26 protein-coding genes and 2 tRNA genes are annotated in these 25,254 nt (G+C 32.8%); 10 read left to right on the top strand and 18 right to left on the bottom strand.

Translation table 11 applies throughout. The features are described from left to right. Positions 1 to 7: 7 nt before the first annotated feature. From A8975_RS12170 to A8975_RS12140, 7 genes are all read right to left on the bottom strand, one after another. The gene (locus A8975_RS12170) at positions 8 to 394 is read right to left on the bottom strand and encodes a VOC family protein (RefSeq protein ID WP_134200791.1); all 387 of its coding nucleotides are present in this window, start codon (positions 392 to 394) and stop codon (positions 8 to 10) included. Continuing rightward, a complete protein-coding gene (locus A8975_RS12165; protein WP_134200789.1) occupies positions 394 to 1,359 on the bottom strand; it encodes a TIGR03571 family LLM class oxidoreductase in 966 nt (321 codons plus the stop codon). Before A8975_RS12165 ends, A8975_RS12170 begins: the two co-directional genes overlap by 1 nt. Before the next feature lie 58 nt (positions 1,360 to 1,417). Continuing rightward, positions 1,418 to 2,356, bottom strand: coding sequence for an aldo/keto reductase (locus A8975_RS12160; RefSeq protein ID WP_134200787.1), 939 nt, complete (start codon positions 2,354 to 2,356; stop codon positions 1,418 to 1,420). Positions 2,357 to 2,360: 4 nt separating this feature from the next. Continuing rightward, complete coding sequence (locus tag A8975_RS12155; protein WP_134200785.1) at positions 2,361 to 3,566, bottom strand: MFS transporter; 1,206 nt, start codon at positions 3,564 to 3,566, stop codon at positions 2,361 to 2,363. A 2-nt stretch (positions 3,567 to 3,568) separates the two neighbouring features. Then, positions 3,569 to 4,321 carry a type 1 glutamine amidotransferase domain-containing protein gene (locus tag A8975_RS12150; RefSeq protein ID WP_134200783.1) on the bottom strand — a complete coding sequence of 251 codons (753 nt, stop codon included), beginning with the start codon at positions 4,319 to 4,321 and terminating at the stop codon, positions 3,569 to 3,571. A gap of 124 nt (positions 4,322 to 4,445) precedes the next feature. Beyond that, positions 4,446 to 5,018 carry a Crp/Fnr family transcriptional regulator gene (locus A8975_RS12145; protein WP_134200781.1) on the bottom strand — a complete coding sequence of 191 codons (573 nt, stop codon included), beginning with the start codon at positions 5,016 to 5,018 and terminating at the stop codon, positions 4,446 to 4,448. 16 nt (positions 5,019 to 5,034) lie between these two features. Beyond that, a complete protein-coding gene (locus A8975_RS12140) occupies positions 5,035 to 5,394 on the bottom strand; it encodes a winged helix-turn-helix transcriptional regulator (protein WP_027880631.1) in 360 nt (119 codons plus the stop codon). 105 nt (positions 5,395 to 5,499) lie between these two features. On the opposite strand from A8975_RS12140, the gene A8975_RS12135 reads away from it, so the two are divergent. The 3 genes from A8975_RS12135 to A8975_RS12125 are packed head-to-tail and all read left to right on the top strand — an operon-like array spanning position 5,500 to position 7,304. Continuing rightward, positions 5,500 to 6,093: an NAD(P)H-dependent oxidoreductase gene (locus A8975_RS12135; RefSeq protein ID WP_134200779.1), complete on the top strand. Its 594-nt coding sequence runs from the start codon at positions 5,500 to 5,502 to the stop codon at positions 6,091 to 6,093. Positions 6,094 to 6,143: 50 nt separating this feature from the next. Then, positions 6,144 to 6,662: a peroxiredoxin-like family protein gene (locus tag A8975_RS12130; RefSeq protein WP_134200777.1), complete on the top strand. Its 519-nt coding sequence runs from the start codon at positions 6,144 to 6,146 to the stop codon at positions 6,660 to 6,662. Positions 6,663 to 6,671: 9 nt separating this feature from the next. Then, positions 6,672 to 7,304: a transglutaminase-like domain-containing protein gene (locus A8975_RS12125; RefSeq protein ID WP_134200775.1), complete on the top strand. Its 633-nt coding sequence runs from the start codon at positions 6,672 to 6,674 to the stop codon at positions 7,302 to 7,304. Positions 7,305 to 7,363: 59 nt separating this feature from the next. Here the strand turns inward: A8975_RS12125 and A8975_RS12120 are convergent. The 3 genes from A8975_RS12120 to mutS form a co-directional block, all read right to left on the bottom strand. After that, positions 7,364 to 7,447, bottom strand: a tRNA-Leu gene (locus A8975_RS12120). Between the two features lie 23 nt (positions 7,448 to 7,470). Next, positions 7,471 to 7,542, bottom strand: a tRNA-Gly gene (locus A8975_RS12115). 102 nt (positions 7,543 to 7,644) lie between these two features. Beyond that, on the bottom strand, positions 7,645 to 10,257 hold the full coding sequence (mutS, locus tag A8975_RS12110) for a DNA mismatch repair protein MutS (protein WP_134200773.1): 2,613 nt from the start codon (positions 10,255 to 10,257) through the stop codon (positions 7,645 to 7,647). A gap of 298 nt (positions 10,258 to 10,555) precedes the next feature. On the opposite strand from mutS, the gene A8975_RS12105 reads away from it, so the two are divergent. Next, complete coding sequence (locus A8975_RS12105; RefSeq protein WP_131508861.1) at positions 10,556 to 11,092, top strand: RNA methyltransferase; 537 nt, start codon at positions 10,556 to 10,558, stop codon at positions 11,090 to 11,092. A 63-nt stretch (positions 11,093 to 11,155) separates the two neighbouring features. Further along, positions 11,156 to 11,929 carry a hypothetical protein gene (locus A8975_RS12100; protein WP_134200771.1) on the top strand — a complete coding sequence of 258 codons (774 nt, stop codon included), beginning with the start codon at positions 11,156 to 11,158 and terminating at the stop codon, positions 11,927 to 11,929. 29 nt (positions 11,930 to 11,958) lie between these two features. Here A8975_RS12100 and A8975_RS12095 read toward each other — a convergent pair whose 3' ends face one another. Together A8975_RS12095 and folK are read right to left on the bottom strand one after the other, a co-directional pair. Further along, on the bottom strand, positions 11,959 to 12,444 hold the full coding sequence (locus tag A8975_RS12095; protein WP_134200769.1) for a GyrI-like domain-containing protein: 486 nt from the start codon (positions 12,442 to 12,444) through the stop codon (positions 11,959 to 11,961). Further along, the gene (gene folK / locus A8975_RS12090) at positions 12,434 to 13,567 is read right to left on the bottom strand and encodes a 2-amino-4-hydroxy-6-hydroxymethyldihydropteridine diphosphokinase (protein ID WP_134200767.1); all 1,134 of its coding nucleotides are present in this window, start codon (positions 13,565 to 13,567) and stop codon (positions 12,434 to 12,436) included. The genes A8975_RS12095 and folK overlap by 11 nt, the downstream gene beginning before the upstream one ends. Positions 13,568 to 13,732: 165 nt before the next feature. Here folK and A8975_RS12085 point away from each other — a divergent pair, with 165 nt between their 5' ends. From A8975_RS12085 to rpsU, 4 genes are all read left to right on the top strand, one after another. Further along, positions 13,733 to 14,029, top strand: coding sequence for a GIY-YIG nuclease family protein (locus tag A8975_RS12085; RefSeq protein WP_129761156.1), 297 nt, complete (start codon positions 13,733 to 13,735; stop codon positions 14,027 to 14,029). A gap of 69 nt (positions 14,030 to 14,098) precedes the next feature. After that, complete coding sequence (locus A8975_RS12080; RefSeq protein WP_134200765.1) at positions 14,099 to 14,803, top strand: queuosine precursor transporter; 705 nt, start codon at positions 14,099 to 14,101, stop codon at positions 14,801 to 14,803. A gap of 216 nt (positions 14,804 to 15,019) precedes the next feature. Next, a complete protein-coding gene (locus A8975_RS12075) occupies positions 15,020 to 17,668 on the top strand; it encodes an AsmA-like C-terminal region-containing protein (protein ID WP_134200763.1) in 2,649 nt (882 codons plus the stop codon). 100 nt (positions 17,669 to 17,768) lie between these two features. Continuing rightward, positions 17,769 to 17,963 carry a 30S ribosomal protein S21 gene (rpsU, locus tag A8975_RS12070; protein WP_129761159.1) on the top strand — a complete coding sequence of 65 codons (195 nt, stop codon included), beginning with the start codon at positions 17,769 to 17,771 and terminating at the stop codon, positions 17,961 to 17,963. 11 nt (positions 17,964 to 17,974) lie between these two features. On the opposite strand, the gene A8975_RS12065 is transcribed toward rpsU, so the two are convergent. Further along, on the bottom strand, positions 17,975 to 18,766 hold the full coding sequence (locus A8975_RS12065) for a DUF2797 domain-containing protein (protein ID WP_129761160.1): 792 nt from the start codon (positions 18,764 to 18,766) through the stop codon (positions 17,975 to 17,977). A gap of 42 nt (positions 18,767 to 18,808) precedes the next feature. Here A8975_RS12065 and A8975_RS12060 point away from each other — a divergent pair, with 42 nt between their 5' ends. Continuing rightward, a complete protein-coding gene (locus tag A8975_RS12060; protein WP_131508856.1) occupies positions 18,809 to 20,329 on the top strand; it encodes a GH3 auxin-responsive promoter family protein in 1,521 nt (506 codons plus the stop codon). Between the two features lie 289 nt (positions 20,330 to 20,618). On the opposite strand, the gene clpX is transcribed toward A8975_RS12060, so the two are convergent. From clpX to A8975_RS12035, 5 genes are all read right to left on the bottom strand, one after another. Further along, entirely contained in the window at positions 20,619 to 21,851 is a 1,233-nt protein-coding gene (gene clpX / locus A8975_RS12055; protein ID WP_129761162.1) for an ATP-dependent Clp protease ATP-binding subunit ClpX, read from the bottom strand. Between the two features lie 34 nt (positions 21,852 to 21,885). Beyond that, a complete protein-coding gene (gene clpP / locus A8975_RS12050) occupies positions 21,886 to 22,563 on the bottom strand; it encodes an ATP-dependent Clp endopeptidase proteolytic subunit ClpP (protein WP_129761163.1) in 678 nt (225 codons plus the stop codon). Between the two features lie 87 nt (positions 22,564 to 22,650). Beyond that, positions 22,651 to 23,973, bottom strand: coding sequence for a trigger factor (gene tig, locus A8975_RS12045; protein ID WP_134200761.1), 1,323 nt, complete (start codon positions 23,971 to 23,973; stop codon positions 22,651 to 22,653). Between the two features lie 81 nt (positions 23,974 to 24,054). After that, complete coding sequence (locus A8975_RS12040; protein ID WP_134200759.1) at positions 24,055 to 24,408, bottom strand: phage holin family protein; 354 nt, start codon at positions 24,406 to 24,408, stop codon at positions 24,055 to 24,057. A gap of 30 nt (positions 24,409 to 24,438) precedes the next feature. After that, complete coding sequence (locus A8975_RS12035; protein WP_134200757.1) at positions 24,439 to 25,203, bottom strand: alpha/beta fold hydrolase; 765 nt, start codon at positions 25,201 to 25,203, stop codon at positions 24,439 to 24,441. Between the last annotated feature and the right edge of the window lie 51 nt (positions 25,204 to 25,254).

Genomic DNA, 25,254 nt, shown 5'->3' with positions numbered 1-25,254 from the left:
ATAAAATTTATAACTCATATAATTCAATAGGTAAGTTGTCTGGATCATTAAAGAACGTGAATTTCTTGTTGGTAAAAGGATCTATTCTAACACCTTCGTGTGTTATGTTTTTTGAATCTAAGTATTGTAAACTTTCCTCTAAGTTTTTTACACCAAAAGCAATATGACGTAATCCTGCCGCTTCTGGTTGCGATACGCGTTTTGGTGGATTAGGAAACGAAAACAACTCTATTTTATATTGATTATTTAATGCTAAATCTAACTTGTAAGAATCTCGGTCTTTGCGATAGACTTCATTTTTTATGCTAAAACCAAGAATGTCTGTATAAAAAGCTTTTGACGCTTCATAATTTGAACAGATTATGGCAATATGATGAACGGACTGTAACTGCATTATGAATTGAAATTTGGTAAAACAATATCGGAAATTTTATTTATCGCTTCATCTAAAGGTGTGTCTGATTTTCGTAAATGTAATGCCATGTGATTAACACCTGCTTCTTCGTAGGCTTTTAATAATTCGGTTAAATGATTAATACCAATTGCACCACCAAAACGATGTGGTTTAAAAGTCGCATTATCATCTTGTAATAGATTTAAATGAAATGCCGAAATATAAGGTTTGCAAGCCTGATCTGTATCGTACAATGCTTCGCACCATCGTTTACGGTTTAAATAGGTTTCCTCTGGTGTTCTTGGGTAATTAAACCAACCATTAGCATTTTTGGCAATCCACTCGAGACTTTGTCCGGAATGTCCTGCAACAACTAACGGAATCTGATGTTTTGGCTTTGGGTACACGGCAACACCTTTATTTAAAAACGGATATATGGTAGATAAATCGCTGTTGGTTTTCCAAGCCTCTTGCATAATATTAAGATGATCTCTAAACAATTTTGGTCGATCTTGATAATCTATGCCATACATAGGAAACTCAACAGGTCTATCACCTAAACCCAAGCCTAAAATAAGTCGGCTATCACTTAGATGTTCTATCGTAGCGGTTGCTTTTGCTAGTTTTATAGGTTGATGTAATGGTGAAACTATTGCAGCTGTACCTAACAACACATTTTTAGTTGCGGCAGATAAATACCCTAAATAACTTAAGGTGTCAAACAACTGTGCGCCATCACCAAAATTAGGATCGTAAACGGGTACTTCTCTAATCCAAACAGCAGCAAAACCAGCCTTATCAATTTGTTTAACGTACTGTAAATGCTTACTAATATCTGGCACACCAAATGGTCTACCGTCTTCTTTTCTTTTTTTATCGCCTTCTAAAGACCAATCGTTATCTAAAGGAAATTCAATACCAAGCGTCATTTTACCTGGTGTATATAGTTTATCAAAATTTTTCATAGCAATTTTTTCAATTCAATAACATCAGGTAACTATACAGCTACCTGATGTTGTTTTATTAAGCATTCCAAATACTGTCTGCGGTATAAGGACCGTTTTCAACTTCCCAAAATGTACCATCTATAAAGCGATGATGTTTATCTAAAGCTTCAATACGTTTCATATCGTCTTCTTTCAATTCAAAATGAATGGTATCAAAATTTTCTTGAAGACGTTTTGGGTTAACCGATTTTGGTATTACCGAAACACCACGTTGTATATCCCAAGCTAGAAGTACTTGAGCTGCTGTCATGTTATTAGCGGTTGCGATGTCGTTAATAGTCTTGTTTTTCAACAGATTTAAATCGTCATCTTCATTTGCACCAGAACCAATTGGCGCATAAGCCGTCATGTGAATGCGATGTGCTTTAGCGAATTCTAACAGTTTGTTTTGTTGTAAAAACGGATGCACTTCTACCTGAAGCATTTCTGGTAAATGTTTAGCATGATCAATAATGTCTGTTAAATCATTTTGGTTGAAATTACTCATCCCAATATGCTTAGTTAAACCTTGCTCTAAAGCATCTTCCATACCTTTCCAAGTGTCTGTAAGAGGTTTGTCTTCAAGCGGAATAAATTCTTCTGCTGTTTTAGGAAACTCGACACCTTTTTTAAAGGCAACTGGCCAATGGATAAGGTATAAATCTAAATACTCTAACTGTAAATCGTTTAAGGTGTTTTGTAACGCCGGAATAACGTTTTCTCTTCCATGAGAATCGCTCCATAATTTTGAAGTAATCCATAAGTCTTCACGTGTAACAATACCTTCTTTAATGGCATCTGCAATAGCGTTTCCTACTTCTTTTTCGTTACCATATACTGATGCACAATCAATATGTCTATATCCAATTTTTATAGCTTCGTATACAGACGTGTACACCTCATTAGGTTCTGATCTAAAGGTTCCAAGACCTAAAATTGGCATTTCGTCGCTATTTCTAAATTGTAAAGTTTTCATTGTTCTAAAGTTTTTCTTTTTTGTATAAAATTAAAGTGATTAAAAAGCCGACTATTACTAATATACTACCTACCCAAGGTGTTGCACCAACACCAAGTGAAGATTCAATAATAAGTCCGCCAACATAAGCGCCAATTGCAATACCTACATTAAAGGCTGCTATATTTAAAGCAGATGAAACATCTTCGGTTCCTGGTAAATATTTTTCAGACATTTTTACCACATACAATTGTAATGCTGGCACGTTAGAAAAGGCTAATATGCCCATAAAAAATAGTGTAACCACTGACCATATTTGGCTAGATGCTGTAAAATAAAGTATTAATAATACTATAGCTTGTAAGGCAAACATCACCATTAAAGCTTTTCCAGGTTTTTTATTAGATACTTTACCGCCAATTACATTTCCTAACGCTATAGCAATACCGTAAACTAGTAATAAAATACTCGTCATATTTGCTGAAAAACCAGTAACTTCTTCTAATAATGGTGCTAAATAAGTAAAGGTTACAAAAGTACCACCATAGCCTAAAGCTGTGATAGAAAGCACCAGTAAAATAGAACGATTTTTAAGTACTTTTAACTGATCTACAATACGAAGTGGTTTTGATGTTTTAATCGACGCTGGTACCAAAACGTAGCTTGCTACCGCACCAATAATTCCTAAGATAGCTACACCTACAAAGGTGGCACGCCATCCAAAATTTTGCCCTATATAGGTTCCTAATGGTACACCTGTAACAATTGCTACAGTTAAACCTGCAAACATTATAGAAATTGCAGAAGCACGCTTATCTTCCGGTACTAAACTAGCTGCAATTGTTGAGCCTATTGAAAAGAACACTCCATGCGCAAAACCAGTTAATATTCTAGCTAAAATTAGTAAGATAAAACTTGGCGCGATAGCTGCTAATCCGTTACCAATTATAAACAATAGCATTATTGCAATTAGCAGTCGTTTTCTTGCGATCTGGCTTGTTAAAGCAGTTAATACTGGCGCACCAATTGCAACACCAACTGCGTATAGACTTACTAATAAACCTGCAGAGGATATTGAGGTGTTTAAATCGTTTGCTACTGTTGGCAGTAAGCCAACAATAACAAACTCTGTAGTTCCTATACCAAATGCACTTATGGTTAATGCCCATAATGCAGCTGGTAAACTTTTACGTTTAGATTTAGTTTTTAAAGTTGCTGTTTGCGTTTCCATTTTTAGTGTTTATCCTCTAAAAGTTCTACAATTTTTTCTGCTGCTAATTTTGCAGAAGCAGGATTTTGACCTGTTACTAAACGTTCATCTACGCTTACTTTTTCTTGCCACATAGCTGCTTTATCTACAGTTGCACCACGTTCAATAAGTTTGTCTTCTAATGAAAATGGTACCACGTTTTCTAGTTCTACATTGGCTTCTTCTTCATTTGTAAATACGCTTACCGTTTTACCATCGACTAAATAATTACCATTAGATAATTTAATATTCACCAAAGCCGAAGGACCATGACAAACAGCTGCTACAATACCATCGTTTTCATAAATTTTTGCAGCAATTTTTGCTAGCTTTTTATTGTTTGGAAAATCCCACATTGTACCATGTCCACCTGCATAATAAATGGCATCGTAATCTTTAGCTTTTACTTTTGAAACTTTTAATGTGTTTTGAAGTTTATTCTGAAATGTTGCATCATTCCAATATTTATTATTCACTTCATCTTTAAGATCAAAACCATCTACTGGTGGATTGCCGCCTTCTGGACTTACTAAGGTGATTTCATAATTATTAGCTTCAAAAACCTCGTAAGCATGAGTAACTTCACTTAAATAATAACCAGTGTCTTTACCTGTATCACCTAATTCTTGATGACTTGAAAGCACCATTAATACGCTTGGTTTATCTTGTTTGTTTTGTGCTATTAAGGCAATGCTAAAAAGCAAAGCGATTGCTGAGAAATAAAATCTTGTTTTCATTGTTTTGTTTTTTGGTTTAAAATTCTGGTACAAAATTCAATGAAAAGCACTACTTGTGCGAGGATGTATGTCACGATTTTAAAGTGATGTATCGCAACAAAAAAATGTGATGTATATCACTTTTTTAACCTTTAAAACGGCTTAAGGTTTCTCTGGATACACCTAAATAGGCTGCAATCAGTTTTTTAGGTACACGCTGTACTAATTTTGGCAGTTTAAATAATAAAGCGTCGTAACGTTCTTCGGCAGTTTGTGTTAATAAAGACAGGATACGTTGCTGCAAACCAATAAATCCGTAATTAGATTTTATTCGGAAGAAATTTGCCATAGCTGGAATTTTTTGACAAATGGTTTCACGACTTTCTAAAGACAGACAGAAAAACTCAGAATCTTCAATACAATCTACAAAAATTGTGGCAGGTATTTGATGCTGAAATGCGTAGTAGTCGCTAACCCAATAATCTTCCATTGCAAACTGAAGAATGTGCTCACTACCTTTTTCATCTACAGCATAAGATTTTATAAGTCCGTTGATAATCCAAAATTCGCAATCTACAGGTTGTCCTGTTTGAATTAAAAACTGATGCTTTTTAAGTTTTTTATGTTCAAAATGAGGTGCAATAAAATTCCACTCTTCATCTGTAAGTGTTATAATTTCTTCAAAATGCTGCCTTAAGAGCTGGTATTTGTCTTGCATACTTCAAAAATAGAAATTATAAAGTTACAATTCTGCATGCCTCAAACTCTATTTCATTATAGCTGTCTTGAGTCCATTGGCTCAAACTTTTAAGAATTGGTAGTAAAGCTTTGCCTTTTTCAGATAAAGAATATTCTACACGTGGTGGTATTTCGGCATATTTCTTTCTGATAATAATGCCATCTTCTTCAAGCTCTCGTAATTGTTCTGTCAATACTTTTTTTGATATGGTAGGTGTAAACATTAAGAGTTTTCCAAAGCGTAAACTACCGTTTGCTAGTAGGTAAATTAAAATCGGTTTCCACTTATTTCCAATTACGTTCATCGCATGAACTAAAGAACATACATTCGGATTGTCAATTACCTTTCTTCCCATTAGTTACCATTTTGTAACCACTATTTAAGGTGGTTTATTTTATATTGGTTTCAAAAATAAACTATTATTAGTTTCTTTGCAATACTAATTTAAAATTTTATAACAATGAAAAATATTTTAATTATTAATGGTCATCAATATTATCCCTTTGCAGAAGGAAAATTAAATCAATCTTTTGTTGAAAAGCTATCAGCTCAATTAAAAGAGGCTAACTTAAACATAAAAACTACCGTAACTCAAAATGAATATAATGTAGATGAGGAAGTAGAAAAATTTCTTTGGGCAGATGTGGTATTTTTACAAACGCCTTTAAACTGGATGGGGATTACGTGGTCGTTTAAAAAATATATGGATGATGTATTTACTGCAGGTATGATGGGAAAACTATCGCAAGGTGATGGTCGTACTTCTGAAGCACCAAAAAAGAATTATGGTTTAGGTGGTTTGTTAAAAGGCAAATATATGATGTCTGTAACTGCAAATGCGCCTAAAGAGGCTTTTAACAATCCTGAGGAAGCTTTTTTTGCTGGTAAAAGTGAAGACGACTTGTTATTACCAATGCATCTCAACTTTAAATGGTTTGGTTTAGAGCCTTTAAAAACTTTTTTTGCTTACGATGTGATGAAAAATCCAGATATTGAAAATGACTTTGCAAGATTTGAAAAACATATAAATGAAGAGTTACTTCAAAAACTATAATCCATTAAGAGTTTTCACGTTTAATAAATCATAACTAATACAGATATAAAATGAATAGACCAACACCAAAGCACACAGCACCAAATTTAACTTTTCCAGTATTAGATGGTAACGAATGGCAGATTAACAATCAGCAACCAGAAAATTTCACTTTAGTGGTTTTTTATAGAGGTTTACATTGCCCATTGTGCAAAAAATATTTACAACAGTTAGAAGAGTTATTACCAGAATTTAAAGAAAGAGGCGTTAACGTTATTGCTGTAAGTATGGATTCTGAGTCTAGAGCACGCTTATCACGTCAAAAATGGGAACTATCAGAATTACAATTAGGTTATAACTTAGATTTAGAAACTGCTAAAAACTGGGGATTATATTTAAGTAAAGCTGTAAAAGACGGTGAACCAGACACATTTAGTGAACCAGGACTATTTTTAATAGATAATAACAATCAAGTCTATTATTCTGCTATAAATAGTAATCCTTGGGGAAGACCTTATTTACCGTCATTTGTAAAGGCTGTAGATTACATTGTGTCTTCAGGTTATCCTGCAAGAGGCGAAATGTTATAAATTTGTAATATGAATTACACCGAAAAAACATATTACTACGATTACGACAGTCCTATCATAAAAGATATTATAAAAGACGTCAAACATTTAACTTCTCAACAATATATTATAGAACAATTGTATCTAAAGGTTAGAGATGGTTGGCGTTATTTACCTTTTAATATTGGTTTAACTAAAGAACATTTTAAAGCTAGTAATATTGCAAAAAAACCAGATGGACATTGTATTGATAAAGCCATTTTATACATTGCTTGTTTACGCGCCTTTAATGTTCCTGCAAGGTTACATTTAGCTAAAGTATCTAACCACATTGCTACAGAGCGCTTAGAAAAAGTGATTGGCACTAACGAGCTGGCACCTCATGGTTTGGTAGATGTATTTTATAATGGTAAATGGGTTAAATGTTCGCCTGCGTTTAATAAAGAACTATGTACTATTTATAATGTAGATGTTTTAGATTTTAATGGTACCGAAGATGCAGTGTTGCAAGAATACAATAAAGACGACCATAAATTTATGACCTACATTGAAGATTATGGTCATTTTGAAGATGTGCCATTAGAATTTATAAAGGACACATTTAAATCAAATTATCCTAGTCTTTATGAAAGATTTAAAGATCAGGATCATATTACAGTTTAAAAGAAGAACTGTTTTTTTTAAAATACAAAAAGCCTTACATTTCTGTAAGGCTTTTTTTGTACTGAAGGCGGGACTTGAACCCGCACGACCTAATGGTCATTGGATTTTAAGTCCAACGTGTCTACCAATTCCACCACTTCAGCATGGTATTTTTTTCAAGGTTTAGAGCGAAAGACGGGATTTGAACCCGCGACCCTCACCTTGGCAAGGTGATGCTCTACCCCTGAGCTACTTTCGCAATATAGCAATTATTTAAAAGAACGTTTGTTATAATTGCGAGGGCAAATTTAAAACTTTTCTCAGAAACTCAAAGCCTTTTTGCAAAAAAAAAGAAACTTTTTTATGCGCGCTTCTTTTTCAGCAACATACGTTTTATCTCATTTAGTTTCATAAGCGCCTCAACAGGTGTTAAGGTATCAATATCAGTATTGACAATTTCTTCTTTAATCTGCTCTAAAAGAGGGTCATCTAAATTAAAAAAGCTTAACTGCATTTCGTTATCCAACGATTTCACCTTATCAGTTAACTCTTCACTAGAATGCGATTTTTCTAGTTGCTTTAATATTTTATTTGCTCTATGAATGACTTGCTGAGGCATTCCTGCCATTTTTGCAACGTGTATTCCAAAACTATGTTCACTACCTCCTTCAACTAGTTTTCTTAAAAACAATACATTATCTTTCAACTCTTTTACCGAAACATTAAAATTCTTAATGCGTTCAAAAGTTTCGGTCATTTCATTAAGCTCGTGATAGTGGGTTGCAAATAATGTTTTTGCTTTACTAGGATGTTCATGCAAATACTCACTTATTGCCCATGCAATTGAAATACCATCGTAAGTACTAGTTCCTCTACCTATTTCATCTAATAATACCAAACTACGTTCAGAAATATTATTTAAGATAGAAGCCGTCTCGTTCATTTCTACCATAAAAGTAGATTCTCCCATAGAGATATTATCACTTGCTCCTACTCGTGTAAATATTTTATCAACCAATCCTATGTTTGCTGATTCAGCAGGTACAAAACTTCCTATTTGAGCAAGTAAAACAATTAAAGCTGTTTGCCTTAATATGGCTGATTTACCTGACATGTTTGGCCCTGTAATCATAATGATTTGTTGATCTTCTCTATCCAAAAACACATCATTAGCAATGTAAGGTTCTCCATGAGGCAATTGTTTTTCAATAACAGGATGCCTTCCATTTTTTATGTCTAAAGCAAAAGTATCATCTATTTGAGGCTGAACGTAATTGTTTTCTGATGCTAACTGTGCAAAACCAGACAAACAATCTAACTGAGCGATTAAAGCTGCGTTTTTTTGAACCGGTTGAATAAACAATCCTATCCAACTTACTAATTCGGCAAACAATTGTTGCTCTATTGCTAAAATACGTTCTTCAGCACCTAATATTTTGGCTTCATACTCTTTAAGCTCTTCTGTAATGTAGCGTTCTGCACTTACTAAAGTTTGTTTACGTATCCAGTCTTGAGGAACTTTGTCTTTATGCGTATTTCTAACCTCAATATAATAACCAAATACATTGTTTGATGCTATTTTTAAAGAGGTAATTCCTGTGCGTTCACTTTCGCGCTCAAGCATGTTATCTAGGTATTCTTTCCCAGACGTAGATAAATCTCTAAGTTCTTTTAATTCTGAAGAAAAATCTGAAGAAATCGTATTTCCTTTTAAAATATTTACAGGAGCATCTTCATTAAGCGTTGACTTTATACGTTGCCTCAACTCTTCACAGGCCTCCAATTGATTTCCTATATGTTGCAATGCCTTATTTTCAGCTTGCATTGTTACTGCTTTTATAGGCACAATGGCTTCAAGAGCATTTTTAAGCTGCACCACTTCTCTAGGTGAAATTTTAGTGGTTGCCACTTTAGATATCAATCGCTCTACATCGCCTATTTGTTTTACATACGACTGTATTTTGGCAAGTATAGCAGGTTCTTTTAAAAAGTAGTTTACTACTTCATGTCGTTGCCTTATTTTATCAATATTCACCAATGGCAACGCTAACCAACGCTTTAACAAACGTCCTCCCATTGGAGAAATAGTTTTATCTATAACATCTACCAAAGTTACTGTCTGAGCATTGGTTGACTGATAAAGTTCTAGATTTTTTATGGTAAATCGATCCATCCACACATGTTCGTTTTGCGTTATGCGTTGAATGGATGTAATATGCTGTAATTTATGATGCTGAGTTTCTCCTAAATAATGAAGCACAGCTCCAGAAGCAACAATACCTTCAAACAAATCTTGTACCCCAAAACCTTTTAATGATTTGGTTTCAAAATGCTTTAACAGTGTTTCATTGGCATAATCGTCTTGAAAGACCCAATCTTCTAAATAAAACGTATGAAAATTGTCACCAAAAACTGTTTTAAACTCTTGACGTTTTGGCTTAGCGACCAACACTTCGCTAGGTTTAAAATTTTGAAGTAGTTTATCTACATACTCTGTATTGCCTTGAGAAATTAAAAACTCACCTGTTGACACATCTAAAAACGATACACCAATACTATTTCGACCAAAACATACAGCAGCCAAAAAGTTATTGGTCTTGGAGTGTAAAATATCATCGTTTAGAGCTACTCCAGGAGTTACAAGTTCAGTAACACCACGTTTTACAATAGTTTTGGTTTGTTTTGGATCTTCCAGCTGGTCGCAAATAGCAACACGCTCTCCAGCCTTAACCAGTTTTGGCAAATAAGTATTCATGGAGTGATGCGGAAAACCAGCTAATTCTATTTCGCTTTCACTACCTGCACCTCGTTTGGTTAAGATAATGTCCAGAATTTTTGCAGCCTTAACAGCATCTTCTCCAAAAGTTTCATAAAAATCACCAACTCTAAACAACAGCAACGCATCAGGATATTTTGCCTTTATAGCGTTGTATTGTTTCATCAAAGGCGTTTCTTTTTTAGCTTTTTTTGCCAATGGTAAAATGGTTTTTAAATGTTATTTTTGTTCGTATAATTCTCGATACATTTTGAATTACATTCAAAACACTCGAATTGACGTTCTTTTAATTTATGTCAGTTTGAGTGATTTTCAAAACATTGAAAATTGTATCGAAAACACCTAAAATTAAAGGATTGCTAATGTACTTATATTTTAAGGGTTTTTAAAACCTTGTAACTATAAGTTATTTACAATTATAGCGAGATTTTAACAAGGTTAAGTGTAACTAAATAGAAGGTTTTTTGCTTACGCGGAAACAAAACATAAATTTTTGATGCGAAAACTAAAAAATAGCGAACTAGACAGACTAAGTGTAGACGAATTTAAAGACAGTAAAAAAACACCTATCATTATTGTGTTAGACAACATACGAAGCTTAAACAATATTGGCTCAGTATTTAGAACTAGTGACGCGTTTTTAATTGAAAAAATATATCTCTGCGGTATTACAGCAACTCCACCACATAAAGACATCCATAAAACCGCTTTAGGGAGTACAGATACTGTACAATGGGAGTATGTTAAAGATACGCTTTCACTTATAGAAAAATTGCAATCTGAAGGGGTAAAAGTTTGTGCTATTGAACAAGCTGAACATGCCACTATGCTTAACACCTTTCAACCTGAAGCTAACACTACTTACGTTTTGGTTTTTGGCAACGAAGTAAAAGGTGTTGCTCAAAATGTGGTTAGCAAAAGTGATGTTGTTATTGAAATTCCTCAATATGGCACCAAACACTCTTTAAACATTTCGGTGAGTTGTGGTGTTGTGGTTTGGGATGTGTTTTCAAAGCTAAAAAAACTAAATTAAAGTTGCGAAACACAATATCTGATATGATTTTAAGTTCAATTTTTAATTGACAAAATATTTACCGTGAAAAAAACATCTCTCTTTATTTACCTCGCCCTTTTTATTAATTTTAGTTTTTCTCAAAACAATTCTTCTGAAATCAAAATCAAGAGTATTACTAAAACTGAAACTTACACAAACACTTCTTCCGATGGGAAAAAGTATGTTTTCACATCAGAAATTAATCAAACAACATATAATAGGGAAGGGAAAAAAATATCAAATATTAGAAACACGTACTTTAACGGTAAACCTTACAAAACTCTAATTACAGATTATCAATATGACGATAACGGAAGAATAAAACTTGAAAATAATTTTGTCGTCGAAGATTCTTTAAAATATTTTACCAATTATGATTACCAAAATAATCAGCTAGCAAAAAAAAGTTTTCGATTTATTGAAAATGAAAAAGAAAATGAATTTTTTGAAGCTTACACTTATAATAAAAATCATAAACTGATAAGCAGCCTATATTTTTATTCGAAAAAAGATATAGACTCCGATTTTTGTCAAACAAATCTCAAAGTTAAAAGCTTATACGATAAAAATGAAAAATGTGTAGAAATGGATTGGACTAAGTCTGACAGCTCATACAAGTACAACAAATACAAGTATAAGTGGAATAGAAAAAATTTGATCACAAAGGAAAAAGAGTATGATAAAAATGGAAGTTTTATTAAAACAACTTCATATAAATATTCATTTGACCAACACAACAATTGGATAGTAAAAAAACTTTATGTAAAAAAAGAGCTTGTTAAAACTTTCTACAGAGAAATAGAATACTACGAATAAAGGCTCTAAGCATTACTAAACCCAAAACACTACCTTAACCTGATAGGAATCCATACTTCTTCTTCATTTTCAATATTCATAGGATTGTAACTTGCTGGCAATTTTTCAAAATGCGGTCTGTAGTCCAACTCGTAATTATGTTTTGGCAACCAATCGTTTAGTACAAACTGCCAAACTTTAGGGAAATTTGCTAATGTTCCCTTGTAGTTAATTACTAAGTAATCACCTCCTTTTAAAACTAACGTTTCCATACCATTTGGTACACTGTTAAAATTAGCTACTTCAACTGCAAACCATTTATCAAAAGTAGCTTGAGGTGTTATTACTTTTAAATCTTGCTGTTTATAATCCTGTATCGAAAACGCATGTTCTCCTATCCTATTTAAAACTTCGTTCTTCCTAGGCATAAATGTTCTAGCTAGCTTACTCATTTCCATAGACATACTTTGAAATGTTACCGAAGCCTTCATACCAATAACCAAAACATCTTTTGCTGTTATAACCTTACAATCCATTAGAAATCTGCTCTAAAACCCATAAATAATCCTCTCTACTGCTCACAAAATCCTTATCTGAAATATCAATAATCTTTACGTTGAGCTCAGTTTGGTTTTTTAAAAACTCTAAATATCCAGCATTAATTTTTTCGAGATAGTCGTTATCTATATTCTGCTCATAATCTCTACCTCTCTTTTTTATGTTTTCTTGTAAGCGTTGAGTGTTTTGATACAAATAGACATACAATTCAGGTTTTGCAATGTCCTTATACATTAAGTAGAACAACTTTCGGTAGAGTTTAAATTCGTCTTCAGGTAATGTGATTTTTGAAAAAATCAACGATTTATAAATATCATAATCACTAACTATAAAATCTTTAAAGAGATCTAGCTGAGAAAGATCATCACTTATTTGTTGGTATCGATCTGCTAAAAAAGACATTTCCAAAGTAAAGGCATAGCGTTGCGCATCTTCGTAAAACTTTGGTAAAAACGGATTATCAGCAAAACGCTCTAAAATAAGTTTAGCATTGAAATCTTGGGCAATTTGAGTAGACAAACTGGTTTTTCCTGCTCCAATATTTCCTTCAACAGCAATATAGTTGTAACCTGACAACTTGTATTGCTTTATTGGATTTTTCAACCAAATATTTATGGCCTCAATAGCACTTTTATCGTCACAGTCTTGCAGTAATTCGGTAATACTTTTTTGATAAACAGGATGTTGATATTTTGGCGCAATATCAAATAATGGCTGCAACACAAACTTACGTTTATGCAGCTCTTTATGAGGTACAACAAGGTCTTTGCTTTCAATTATTTCGTCATTAAAAAACAAGACATCCAAATCGATAGTTCGTGCTTCGTATCCAGAATTTTCAGTACGCTGACGTCCTAATTGTGTTTCAATTTGCAACAATTGCTGTAACACATCTTGAGCTTCAAGAGGCGTTTCAATAAGCAAACATGTGTTTAAAAAGTCGTCGCTTTCAAAGCCTAAAGCAGGTGTATTGTACACTTTTGAAATAATATTTACCTTTCCTAATTGCTTAAAAATAAGATCTACAGCATCTTGCAGATGTTTTAATCTATCTCCTTTATTGCTCCCTAATGCGATGTAAACTTTGTTGGTATTGCTCATAACAGGCTTCAAAATAAGTAAAAGAAATTTTAATAGTTTATATTTACTAAACCTATTTATTCACAATTTAAAATGATTAACATTTGTTCATTAGAAAGAGATGTCACTTCGAGTATACCAAAGGAATCTTTGGTATGTATCGAGAAGTAATTTAACAGGATTAAAATGAAGGTTTATTATGTTTATATATTGATGTGTTCTGACAAAACCTATTACACAGGTATAACTTCTAATTTAGAAAAGAGAATTAATGAGCATAAAAATGGAAAACATTTAGACAGCTATACTTATAAGCGAAGACCTATTGATTTAGTTTATTTTGCTGAATTCACAAATGTTGATATAGCAATAAGTACAGAGAAACAAATAAAAAAGTGGTCAAAAGCAAAAAAGGAGGCTTTAATTAATAATGAATATGACAAGCTACCTAATTTATCAAAAAAGAAGTTTAATAAGTCTTAGTTCTCGATACATCCAGTCATTACTGACTAGACACTCGAACTGACAAAAACCATAATATCCCAATTTAAAATGACGTTAAAAGACAAACTTGCTTCACAACGAATTTACCTGCTCCTAGCTGCTTTGTTTATAACCTCCTTGGTGGTTTCTAATTTAATTTTTCAGAAGTTTTTTTATTGGTATCCTGTAGATGTTTCGGTTTTTGGAACAAAGCTTTTTGAAATTTCGGTTGGTATTTTACCCTATCCTGTTACGTTTTTAATTACCGACCTTATCAGTGAAATCTATGGAAAAAAGAGAGCTAACCAAGTTGTAGTTACTGGTATTTTTGCTTCGGTATTTTCGTTATTAATAATTTTTGCTGCCAACTCTGTTCCTGCTACTTCTTGGTCTTATGTTGACGATGCATTATTCTCAAAAGTATTCGGGAATTCTGCCATTGCTGTCTGCGCTAGTATGATGGCATATCTATTTGCTCAGTTTATCGATATTCAAATTTATCATTTCTGGAAACGCCTTACTAAAGGCAGACACTTATGGTTAAGAAACAATTTTTCTACTTGGTTTTCTCAATTTGTCGATACTTTTACAGTATTAATGCTTCTTTGTTCGTTTGATATTATTCCTTGGGAAAACTTCAAAGGCTTATTGGTTGCTGGCTTTTTGTTTAAAGTACTCGTCGCTTTATTTGACACTCCATTTTTATACCTTGGAGTATACTTGTTTAAAAGAAGGTTTAAGCTTAAAACCAATGAAGAACTTCAACTGCTCTAAAAATGTTAAAGTTTATTTAACCTTTTGACTTATTAAGTTTACGCGTGTCTAACTTAAAGATTGTTAAATTTGCTTTGCATCAACCAATCTGCTATTTTATACGTATATACTTACATAAACCAACTTATGACATGTCCAGTTTTTATAGATTACAAATTATCAATAATAACATTGAGGCATTGCATATAACCAACAACAAACACTAAAAATCATCTGATGAAAAAAGCATTAAAAATATTGGGTATAGTAATTCTTATAGTATTTCTACTCCTGTTAGCCATTCCGTTTGCGTTTCAATCTCAAATAAAGGATATGGTGAAAAACTTTATCAACCAAAACTTAAATGCTCATGTTGAGTTTAGCGATGTTAGCTTAAGCTTAATAAGGAGTTTCCCGCAAGCCCATGTAAATGTTGATGATTTGGTGATTACCAATTTTGAACCGTTTAAAGACGAAACCTTTGCAACTGCAAAGAATATTTCGTTTACCATGTCAGTAAAAGAACTTTTCAAAAAAGCCGATGAAGACCCAATTGTGGTTAACTCTATAACTGTCGATGAAGCTTTATTGACATTAAAAACCGATAAATTTGGAAACACAAACTACGATTTAGCCAAAAAAGACGACACAACAAATAACACTGACTCTTCAACTGAAAGCTCTAGTTTTTCGTTTGACATTGAAGATTATAGTATTAACAGTAGTGCATTAACTTATTTAGATGAAGGTGCCAATACCGAAATTTATGTTACTGAACTTAACCATAGCGGAAAAGGAACATTTTCAGCTGAAGCTTCTGAATTAGACACTAAAACCGAAGCCAATGTGAGTTTAAGTATGGATAGCACAAAATACTTAAATAATAACCACATAAAGTTAGATGCCTTAATTGGCTTAGACCTCAACAACCAAAAGTATACATTTAAGGACAACAAAGGTTACATTAACCAGTTACCACTTGAGTTTAAAGGGTATGTTCAGATGGTAGACGAAGGTCAAGAAATTGATATTACTTTTGAAAATCCGCAATCGTCATTCAAGGATTTCTTAGCAGTAATACCTGAAACCTACTCCAAAAACATTGATGATGTAGAAACCTCTGGAGATTTTAAAGTTTCTGGTGTTATTAAAGGTTTGGTTTCAGAAACCACTATACCAACATTAGATATTAGTATTTTATCTAACAATGCATCGTTTAAGTATCCTGATTTGCCAAAACGTGTTGAAAACATTACCATTGACACAGCTATAAAAAACACAACAGGAAATGTTGATGATACTTTTGTAGCTATAAACACCTTGAATTTTAAAATAGATCAAGACGTGTTTAAATCTTCGGCAACTATAAAAAACATTACAAAAAACATGTTGGTAAATGCTAATCTTGATGGAACCTTAAACCTGAGCAACATTACTAAAGCATACCCAATTGAGTTAGAAAATGAGTTAAGTGGTATTTTAAAAGGAAACCTAAATACTGCTTTTGATATGGAAGCGATTGAAAAAAACCAGTACGAACGTATAAAAAACAACGGTTCGGTAACAGTTTCAGATTTTATATTTTCTTCAGAAGATATTGTAAATCCAATTCATATTTCAAAAGCCGATGTTACTTTTAACCCAGGAACTGTAAGCCTTAACAATTTTAATGCAAAAACTGGAGAAAGCGACCTAAATGCCACAGGAACTATTAAAAACCTTATTGGATTTTTACTAAGCGACAAAAAACTACAAGGAAACTTTAATGTAAATTCTAACTATTTTGCAGTTAGTGATTTTATGGTTGCTAGTTCTGAAACAGAAGACACCAATAAAACTACTCCAGCTTCTGAATCATTAAAAATACCTGACTTTTTAGATTGCACCATAAACGCTAATGCTAAAACTGTTGTTTATGATAACTTAAACCTTAAAGATGTAAAAGGTGCTTTAGTGATAAAAGACCAAGAAGCAAAACTGCAAAACCTAACCTCATCCATTTTTGATGGTATTTTGGCAGTAACTGGAAACGTTTCTACCAAAGCTGATATACCAACTTTTAATCTTAGTTTAGGTGCAGATAGTTTTGACATTTCAAAATCATTTAAAGATTTACAATTGTTGCAAAGCTTAGCTCCAATTGCAAAAGCATTGCAAGGAAAACTTAATACTACTATTAATTTAGCTGGTAGTCTTGACAACGAGTTTTCGCCAAAATTAAGCTCAATTTCAGGTGATGCTTTTGCAGAATTGCTGACCACTAAAATAGACCCAAAAGAAGGCGAATTGTTAAGTAAGCTAGAAGGCGCTTTAAACTTTGTAGACTTCAGTAAACTCAACCTTAATGACATTAAAGCACAGTTAAAATTTGAAAATGGGAATGTCACTGTAAAGCCATTTAAACTATCCTATCAAGATATAGGTATTGAGGTTTCTGGTTCGCATAGTTTTGAAAAAACCATGTCGTATAACGCAGTATTTAATGTACCTGCAAAATACTTAGGAAGTGATGTAAACAGACTTATTGGAAAAATAAACGACAACGAGGTTAACAAAATCACTATTCCTGTTACTGCAAACATTACTGGTTCTTATACGAGTCCGAAAGTTTCTACCGATTTAACAAGTGGTGTTTCTAATCTTACAAAACAACTTATTGAGATTGAAAAGCAAAAATTACTTAACTCTGGAAAAGATAAAGTGAATGACTTACTTGGAAATCTTTTAGGTGGTGATAAAAATACCACTAACGAAACAACAAAAGACTCAACAGCTACTAAAACAGACACTACCACTACAAAAGACCCTGTTAAAGAAGGTGTTAAGAGCCTTTTAAATGGACTAATAAAAAACCGAAAGAAAACCGACAGTACCAAACAGCAGTAGTTTTTTAAGGTGTTTTTTAATTTTTATTGAAAGAAACAAGTATTTTCTTGCGTAACTCAATAAAAAAGTTAAGTTGTAGGTTCACATTTAAACACAAAGAATGATAAAAATTGTACTAAAAGAAGGAGAAAGTATAGAGCGTGCTTTAAAACGCTACAAGCGTAAACACAGAAATGTAAAGATTATGCAAAACCTAAGAGATGGTCAATTCTTTACAAAGCCTTCTGTAAAACGCAGACGCGAAATTCAAAAAGCCTCTTACATTCAGCATTTAAGAGATCAAGAAGAATATTAGTAGATACTAGCTTAAACGCTAATACCTACAAATAACCCTTCATTACTTCTTATATTGAAAACGGTTTGGTCTTCAAAAATAAGATACTGTCCTTTTATACCCTTTAAAGTTCCTGTATAGCTTTTAGCTTTTAAAAGATTTAAGCTCTTTGGCTTTTCAGGGTATTTAATTACAGGAAAATCTAAATTGGTTTCAGTATTACTTTCGATGAAATAATCTTTGGCTTCATCAGGAATGTATTGTTTTAATCGCTCTCGCCATTCTACTAAGTTTTCATCAACTATTTCGTTTTTCAACATGGTTCGCCAATTGGTTTTATCACTTACATGATCCTTTAAAGCGACTTCGGTAATACCTGCTAAATAACGATTAGGTACTTCAACGATTTCAATAGCTTCATGAGCGCCTTGATCAATCCATCGTGTTGGCACTTGCGATTTTCTAGTAACTCCAACCTTTACATTACTTGAGTTTGCCAAATACACTATATGTGGTTGCAATTGTACTTTCTTCTCATACTCCAAGTCCCTATCTTCTTTATCTAAATGTGCAGTACTTAATTCTGGTCGCATAATCCAATCCGCAGCCTGTGGAATATCAAAAAAACAGCTTTTACAAAACCCTTGTCTATAAATAGGTTTATCTAAACCACAATTTAAACATTGGTATTTTATAAATTGAATGGTAATAGTTTTATCCAACAACTGGTTCATATTCAAAAAGTCAGATTCAAATACCAAATAATATTGAATAGGATTAGCATATTCGCTTTCCATTTTTGTTAACACACCTTGGTAGGTCATAAAAAAAAGTATTATTTTTAGTTCAATAAATATAATGCAAATATGCCAATTCCTTTAGTAAATTCCATTGCTTCATGGTTTTTAAAAAAGCGATTTCATCAAATTGAACTGTTTTTAAAATACCCTAACGAAGTCCAAAACGAGTTGCTTTTAGAACTTGTTACTATGGCTAAAGACACCGAAATAGGGAAGAAATACGACTTTGAGTCAATTAAAAATTACAGCACTTTTGCTGAAAGAATTCCGGTTTCAACCTACGAGGATTATCATCAAGTTATTGAACGTTCCAGAAATGGTGAGCATAATATTTTTTGGCCTAGTCCTATAAAGTGGTTTGCTAAATCTAGCGGAACTACCAATGCTAAAAGTAAATTTATACCTGTTAGTTACGAATCTTTAGAAGATTGCCACTATGCTGCGAGTAAAGATTTACTTTGCATGTACCTCAACAATAACGAAGAATCTCAACTTTTTACAGGAAAAAGTCTAAGACTTGGAGGTAGTAAAGAACTTTATAAAGAAAACGGAACTGTTTTTGGCGACCTTTCTGCTATATTAATTGACAACATGCCTTTTTGGGCTGAATTTAGCAGTACACCAAGTAGCAAAGTATCTTTAATGAGTGATTGGGAAGTAAAAATGCAAGCCATTGTTGACGAAACCATAAATGAAAATGTAACAAGTCTTGCTGGTGTTCCTTCATGGATGCTTGTGCTACTTAACAACATTTTAGAAACCACTGGGAAAAAGAACATTTTTGAAATTTGGCCAAATCTAGAAGTTTATTTTCATGGAGGCGTGAGTTTTGTACCATATAGAGATCAATATAAAAGCATACTTCCAAATAAAAATTTTAAATACTACGAAATCTACAATGCTTCTGAGGGCTTTTTTGCTATTCAGGACCAAAACAATTCAAGCGAGCTACTACTAATGCTAGACTACGGAATTTTTTATGAGTTCATCCCAATGGATACTTACGGAACTCCTAAAGAAAAAATAATTCCGCTAAGCGAAGTTGAAAAAGACAAAAACTACGCAGTTATTATTACTACCAATGCAGGATTATGGCGTTATAAAATTGGTGATACAGTTAAATTTACTTCTATAAATCCATACAGAGTTAAGGTTTCCGGAAGGACAAAACATCATATTAATGTCTTTGGTGAAGAATTAATTATTGAAAATGCAGAAGATGCACTTAAAAAAGTATGTAGAAAAACCAAAGCTGAAATTGTTGATTATACAGCTGCTCCTATTTTTATGAAAGGCAAAGAAAAAGGAGCTCATGAGTGGCTAATTGAATTTAAAACGCCTCCTAAAGACATTGATTACTTTAACGAACTCTTTGACAATGCACTTAAAGCATTAAACTCTGACTACGAAGCTAAACGTTACAACAACATGACGCTTAATAAACCGCAAATACATGTAGCGCGTCAAAGTTTATTTTACGATTGGTTAAAACAACATAATAAGTTAGGAGGCCAACACAAAGTTCCTAGACTTTCAAACACTAGAGAATACATTGACGAATTACTTTCTTTGAATGGCACTTCTTAGACGAACGGTAAGTCGATGCGAATAAATCCGATAAACGACAATGTTAAAAACATCATAACGAATTTTTAGAGACCTTTATCCAAAACCTACTAAAAGTAGTTTTTATCTTACATTAATGCTGTTATATTTACACCTCGATAATCAAAAACCCCTTTTTAAAATTTTGATTAACTAATAGCACACAAAGCAAGATCAATTATATCAAAATAGATAAAAAAATTGTATTGCAATTATTAATTACCAAATAATCCGAATAAAAAAACCACTCTTTCGAGTGGCTTTTTATTTTTTAGGAAACTGCTTTTAGTTTCTTTAATGTTGTTTTGGTGAGCTTATCTTCGGCATAACTTTTTGTAACGTTAAGTTTCTTTTCTGTACCACTTGGCAACTCAAACATTGCATCGGTTAAAATTTCTTCACATAATGATCTTAAACCACGAGCTCCTAATTTATACTCAATAGCTTTTTCAACTATATAGTCTAAAGCACCATCAGTAATTGTAAATTCAATTTCATCCATTTCAAACAGTTTTTTATACTGTTTAATAATGGCATTTTTAGGCTCAGTTAAAATAGCTCTTAATGTTTTAGCATCTAAAGGATCCATATACGTAAGCACTGGAAGACGACCTATAATTTCAGGGATTAAACCAAAGTCTTTTAAATCTTTTGGAATAATGTATTGCAATAAATTATCAGAATCTAAAGTTACACCTTCTTGTACTGCCTTATAACCAATAGCAGCTAAGTTGAGGCGCTTTGAAATCTTCTTTTCAATACCATCAAAAGCTCCTCCTGCTATAAATAATATGTGTTCTGTATTTACTTCAATAAATTTTTGGTCAGGATGCTTACGACCTCCTTTTGGTGGCACATTAACAACTGTTCCTTCTAATAGCTTTAATAAAGCTTGCTGAACACCTTCTCCTGAAACATCTCTAGTTATTGATGGGTTATCGCTTTTACGAGCAATCTTATCTATTTCATCAATAAATACAATACCTTTTTCAGCTTTCTCTAGATTGTAATCAGCAGCTTGCAATAATCGTGTTAAAATACTTTCAACATCTTCTCCAACATAACCTGCTTCGGTTAACACTGTAGCGTCAACAATTGCTAATGGTACATTTAGCATTTTTGCAACTGTTTTAGCCATTAAGGTTTTTCCTGTTCCTGTTTGACCAACCATAACGATATTTGACTTTTGAATTTCAATATCATCGTCACTTGGTGGTTGCAATAAACGTTTGTAATGGTTGTATACTGCAACAGACATCACTTTTTTGGTATATTCTTGTCCAATGATGTATTCATCTAAAAACGACTTGATTTGTTGAGGTTTTTTCAACATCAATTCAGATGATAACTCAGCATTGTTGTTTTGTTTAGATTCTTCTAGTACAATGCCATGAGCTTGCTCAATACACCTATCGCATATATGCGCATCCAATCCTGCTATTAACAGATTGGTTTCTGGCTTTTTCCTACCACAAAATGAACATTCTAATTCTTCCTTTGCCATGTGCTATTAATTTTCTTAAACTATTATGAAATGATTATTTGGTTGAACCTAATACTTCGTCAATCATTCCATACTCTTTAGCCTTATCAGCTTTCATCCAGTAATCACGATCACTATCTTCGTAAATTTTGTCGTAATCTTGACCTGAATGCTTACTAATAATTTTATAAAGTTCTTCTTTTAAGGTTAAAATCTCACGCGCTGTAATTTCAATATCACTTGCTTGACCTTGCGCACCTCCTAATGGTTGGTGAATCATCACTCTTGAGTGTGTTAATCCGCTACGCTTACCCTTTTCACCAGCACATAATAATACTGCTCCCATTGATGCTGCCATACCTGTACATATTGTAGCTACATCTGGTTTAATAAGCTGCATAGTATCATAAATACCTAAACCTGCATATACGCTTCCTCCTGGTGAATTGATATATATTTGAATGTCTTTAGAAGCATCTGTACTTTCTAAGAACAATAATTGCGCTTGAATAATATTTGCTACTTGATCGTTGATAGCTGTACCCATAAAGATGATACGATCCATCATTAAACGAGAAAACACATCAAAAATTGCGATATTCATTTGACGCTCTTCAATAATATTAGGCGTTAAGTTTGTAGGATACATACTACTAATTATCTTATTGTAATATGTGCTGCTAATACCTTGGTCTTTTATTGCGAATTTTTCAAATTCTTTTCCGAAATCCATATATTTTTTCAATAAATTATTTAGTAAAAAAAAAGCGTAAAACCTCACAGTTTTACGCTATAAATATAATCATTTATTCTGTAATGCTTAACTGTAAAATTCTTTTACAAAATCATCGTAAGTTATCTCTTTTACTTTAAGATTTGCTTCTTCTTTGTAAAGGTTTAACAGTTTTTGACTCATTAACTGCTCAGACAAGCGTTTAACCTCGTCTTGATTTGATAAAATACGAGCTGCAATATCATCTAATTCTTTATCTGATGGATCCATTTGACCAAATTGTGCCATTTGCACTTTAATCATTTCTCTTGCGTGTGCTTTAAGATCGTCAAACGTTACTTGAAGGTTGTGCTTTTCAATAAGTTTACCTTCAATTAATTGGTAACGCATGCTTTTTTCAGACTTTTCATACTCTTCTTTAGCTTGGTCTGCATCCATTTGCTCTTCACCTGCAGTTTGCATCCATTTTTGCAAGAAAGACGCTGGTAAATCAAACTTAGTATTTTCAACTAAATACTCAGTAACATCGTTAAGTAATTTTTGATCACCTTGTTGTGCAAATTGCTTTTCAGAATCTACTTTTATTTTCTCTTTTAATTCAGTTACTGATGTTACTACATCTTTACCAAATAATTTATCAAATAACTCTTGGTCTAAATCAGCCAACTCACGAGTATTAATTTCGTTGATTGTAAATGTTACCTCAATGTCCAATCCGTGAGCATCATCATGAGATACTTTTAAGAAGTGCATTAAATCGTGGTCGTCATTAAACAATCCTTTTGTTTTTAAAGTAATAACATCACCAACTTTAGAACCTACAAATTTCTTTTCGGTTGCTTTACCTTTAAACTTATCTAAAGTAATAGTTGCTGTATTGTTGATTTCTTTCTCTTCGTTTACAAATACACCTGTAATTTCAGAATCTTTAGCAACAGTATCTTGAGATACTAATTTACCATACTGCTTTCTGATATGCTCAACTTGGTCATCTAACATTTTATCATTAGCAACAATATTGTATTGTGTAATTGCTTTTTTAGATTTTAAGTTTACTTCAAACTCAGGTGCTAAACCTAATTCAAACTCAAAAGAAAAATTATCAGCATCCCAATCCAAATCGTCTTGCGGTTTTGGTAATGGGTTACCTAAAACGTCTAGTTTTTCTTCAGTTAAATACTTGTTTAAAGAATCTTGTAAAAGCTTGTTAACTTCATCTACCAAAACTGCTTTTCCGTATTGCTTCTTCACCATTGTCATTGGCACATGTCCTTTTCTAAATCCAGGAATGTTAGCCGACTTACGGTAATCTGAAAGGATTTTTTCTACCTTATCGCTGTAATCTTCTTTAGCGATATCTACTTTCACAACAGCATTTAATGCATCAATGTTTTCTCTTGTAATATTCATTATAGAATCAAATAAAAATTGGGTTGCAAAAGTACATATTTTTTACAACCCAACAAAGTTTTTAAGATGTTGAAATTCAGACTATTTTTTATCTTCTTTTAAAATAGAATGTAGTATAGATTGAAGTATCGACAAAAGTATACTAAATAGAATGGCTGTCCATATACTATTTACTGCGAAACCATCAATGAGTTTATCTGCTAAAAGCACCATTAACGCGTTAATAATGAGTAAAAACAAGCCTAAGGTCACCACTGTTATTGGCAAAGTTAGAATAACCAAAATTGGCTTTACCAAAAGGTTTAAAACCGCCAAAACAACAGCCACAATAAGTGCTGTTACAAATTGGTTTCCTGTTAAATCTACTCCTGGTAAAAAGTATGCCAAGACAAAAACTGCCACAGCAGTTAATAATAATCTAAATAAGAGATTCATAATTATATGTTTTTACTAAAGTTACAAATATTAAATGATGAATTGCATAACTTCATTAAAAAAATCATCTGGGTTTTCGGCATGCAACCAATGTCCCGCATTAGCAATCGTTACAATGTTTACATTAGAAAAATGCTGTTTTATGATAGTTTCGTCTTGTAAAGCGATGTATTCAGACTTGTCTCCTCTTAAAAAAAGCGTCTCTTTTTCAAACTTTGCATGAAGCGGTAATGCTTCGCCAACTTCTGAAACATTCTCTTTTAACACTTGAAGATTCATACGTAATGCCAACTGACCTTTTTCTTTCCAATATAAGTTTTTAAGTAAAAACTGACGTGTTCCAAAATCAGACACATAGTTTGCTAGCTGTTTATCGGCTGCTCCTCTACTTTTAATTTCAGAAAAATCTAAACTACTTAATCCTTCTAAAATAGCATCGTGATGTATTGGGTAAAATCTAGGAGAAATATCTGCAACTATTAATTTTGAGACCAAATTGGGGTTTTGTGTTGCAAATAGCATTGCTGTTTTTCCTCCCATTGAATGCCCTAACACAATTGCTTCAGAAAGATTATGCGCTTCAAAATAATGACGCAAATCTTCTGATAGGGTTTCATAATCAAAATTGTCATCATGAAAACTATGACCATGATTTCGTTGGTCTACAAGATGAACTTCAAATCCTTCTTCGCTAATTTTTTTACCAAGCGTTTTCCAGTTGTCACTCATTCCTAAAAATCCATGAAGAATAACAAAGGGCTTTCCTTGACCTAATATATTGGAGTGTAATTTCATATTTTCGTTTTTATAATGAGAGGTCTCGCCTACGCTAAAACCGACAAAAAA

Source organism: Meridianimaribacter flavus, assembly GCF_004366715.1.
Lineage (GTDB): Bacteria > Bacteroidota > Bacteroidia > Flavobacteriales > Flavobacteriaceae > Gaetbulibacter_B > Gaetbulibacter_B jejuensis.
Note: the sequence above shows the minus strand (reverse complement) of the source record. Positions and strands in the feature narration are given on the sequence as shown.

What these genes read in the sequence shown, in the direction of transcription:
- A8975_RS12170 (WP_134200791.1), bottom strand. Translation starts at nt 394, where the DNA reads ATGCAGTTACAGTCCGTTCATCATATTGCCATAATCTGTTCAAATTAT.
- A8975_RS12165 (WP_134200789.1), bottom strand. Translation starts at nt 1,359, where the DNA reads ATGAAAAATTTTGATAAACTATATACACCAGGTAAAATGACGCTTGGT.
- A8975_RS12160 (WP_134200787.1), bottom strand. Translation starts at nt 2,356, where the DNA reads ATGAAAACTTTACAATTTAGAAATAGCGACGAAATGCCAATTTTAGGT.
- A8975_RS12155 (WP_134200785.1), bottom strand. Translation starts at nt 3,566, where the DNA reads ATGGAAACGCAAACAGCAACTTTAAAAACTAAATCTAAACGTAAAAGT.
- A8975_RS12150 (WP_134200783.1), bottom strand. Translation starts at nt 4,321, where the DNA reads ATGAAAACAAGATTTTATTTCTCAGCAATCGCTTTGCTTTTTAGCATT.
- A8975_RS12145 (WP_134200781.1), bottom strand. Translation starts at nt 5,018, where the DNA reads ATGCAAGACAAATACCAGCTCTTAAGGCAGCATTTTGAAGAAATTATA.
- A8975_RS12140 (WP_027880631.1), bottom strand. Translation starts at nt 5,394, where the DNA reads ATGGGAAGAAAGGTAATTGACAATCCGAATGTATGTTCTTTAGTTCAT.
- A8975_RS12135 (WP_134200779.1), top strand. Translation starts at nt 5,500, where the DNA reads ATGAAAAATATTTTAATTATTAATGGTCATCAATATTATCCCTTTGCA.
- A8975_RS12130 (WP_134200777.1), top strand. Translation starts at nt 6,144, where the DNA reads ATGAATAGACCAACACCAAAGCACACAGCACCAAATTTAACTTTTCCA.
- A8975_RS12125 (WP_134200775.1), top strand. Translation starts at nt 6,672, where the DNA reads ATGAATTACACCGAAAAAACATATTACTACGATTACGACAGTCCTATC.
- A8975_RS12105 (WP_131508861.1), top strand. Translation starts at nt 10,556, where the DNA reads ATGCGAAAACTAAAAAATAGCGAACTAGACAGACTAAGTGTAGACGAA.
- A8975_RS12095 (WP_134200769.1), bottom strand. Translation starts at nt 12,444, where the DNA reads ATGGATTGTAAGGTTATAACAGCAAAAGATGTTTTGGTTATTGGTATG.
- folK (WP_134200767.1), bottom strand. Translation starts at nt 13,567, where the DNA reads ATGAGCAATACCAACAAAGTTTACATCGCATTAGGGAGCAATAAAGGA.
- A8975_RS12085 (WP_129761156.1), top strand. Translation starts at nt 13,733, where the DNA reads ATGAAGGTTTATTATGTTTATATATTGATGTGTTCTGACAAAACCTAT.
- A8975_RS12080 (WP_134200765.1), top strand. Translation starts at nt 14,099, where the DNA reads ATGACGTTAAAAGACAAACTTGCTTCACAACGAATTTACCTGCTCCTA.
- A8975_RS12075 (WP_134200763.1), top strand. Translation starts at nt 15,020, where the DNA reads ATGAAAAAAGCATTAAAAATATTGGGTATAGTAATTCTTATAGTATTT.
- rpsU (WP_129761159.1), top strand. Translation starts at nt 17,769, where the DNA reads ATGATAAAAATTGTACTAAAAGAAGGAGAAAGTATAGAGCGTGCTTTA.
- A8975_RS12065 (WP_129761160.1), bottom strand. Translation starts at nt 18,766, where the DNA reads ATGACCTACCAAGGTGTGTTAACAAAAATGGAAAGCGAATATGCTAAT.
- A8975_RS12060 (WP_131508856.1), top strand. Translation starts at nt 18,809, where the DNA reads ATGCCAATTCCTTTAGTAAATTCCATTGCTTCATGGTTTTTAAAAAAG.
- clpX (WP_129761162.1), bottom strand. Translation starts at nt 21,851, where the DNA reads ATGGCAAAGGAAGAATTAGAATGTTCATTTTGTGGTAGGAAAAAGCCA.
- clpP (WP_129761163.1), bottom strand. Translation starts at nt 22,563, where the DNA reads ATGGATTTCGGAAAAGAATTTGAAAAATTCGCAATAAAAGACCAAGGT.
- tig (WP_134200761.1), bottom strand. Translation starts at nt 23,973, where the DNA reads ATGAATATTACAAGAGAAAACATTGATGCATTAAATGCTGTTGTGAAA.
- A8975_RS12040 (WP_134200759.1), bottom strand. Translation starts at nt 24,408, where the DNA reads ATGAATCTCTTATTTAGATTATTATTAACTGCTGTGGCAGTTTTTGTC.
- A8975_RS12035 (WP_134200757.1), bottom strand. Translation starts at nt 25,203, where the DNA reads ATGAAATTACACTCCAATATATTAGGTCAAGGAAAGCCCTTTGTTATT.